Origin of the sequence: Streptomyces sp. CC224B (genome assembly GCF_030010595.1) — a bacterium.
Classification (GTDB): Bacteria; Actinomycetota; Actinomycetes; order Streptomycetales; family Streptomycetaceae; genus Streptomyces; species Streptomyces longispororuber.
Genome location: NZ_JASCXL010000260.1, coordinates 1 through 647, shown reverse-complemented (window position 1 = coordinate 647; position 647 = coordinate 1). Strand labels below are relative to the sequence as shown.

Sequence of the window (647 nt, the reverse complement as noted above, 5' to 3'; positions counted from 1 at the left end):
CTTCCGCCTGGCACCCGGAGAGGGCCTGTTCCTCTACACTGACGGGCTGACCGAAGCCCGTACCGCGCAGGGCGCCATGCTCGGTGAGGACGGCCTGACCGGCTTCCTCCACCAGCGCACCGGCCCGCTGACGGCTACCACCCTGGTGGACGACACCGTAACGCTGCTGGCCTCGCTGACCGAGGGGGCCGGCGACGACGTGGCGCTGCTGACCCTGTCCGTACCCCACCCTGGCGCCGTGTCCGACTCCACCGTGGTACCCGAGACCGGTGGCGCCGCCACCGCCCACACCGCCGGCGCGCCCGAACACTTCGGCCAGGAGTGATGACCGACGTGACCCACACGCTCCACCTGACCGTCCAGCACCCGCGCCCCGACCTTGTGATTGTCACGGTCGCCGGGGACGTGGACGTGCACACCGCGCCCAGCCTGCGCTCCGGTGCCCTGGAGATCATCCAGCACGGTCACTCAGGCCTGGCCCTGGATCTGGCACAGGTCGGCTTCTGCGACTCCGCCGGTCTCAGCGCGATCATCGGCATCTGGCACGCGGCCCAGGAAGCCAGCGGATCCCTGAGCCTCGCCGCCGTCCCCGACCGCCTGATGCGCATGCTCACCCTCACCGGCATCGACACCCTCCTGCCCGTCCA

2 protein-coding genes are annotated in these 647 nt (G+C 70.9%); both read left to right on the top strand.

The window, feature by feature from the left end; translation table 11 throughout:
• Positions 1-325, top strand: a 325-nt coding sequence (locus QK440_RS41260) for a SpoIIE family protein phosphatase (RefSeq protein ID WP_282798398.1), incomplete at its 5' end; no start/stop codon positions are given.
• The coding region (locus QK440_RS41255) for an STAS domain-containing protein (protein WP_282798397.1) at positions 325-647 on the top strand (323 nt) is incomplete at its 3' end. The genes QK440_RS41260 and QK440_RS41255, both read left to right, overlap by 1 nt.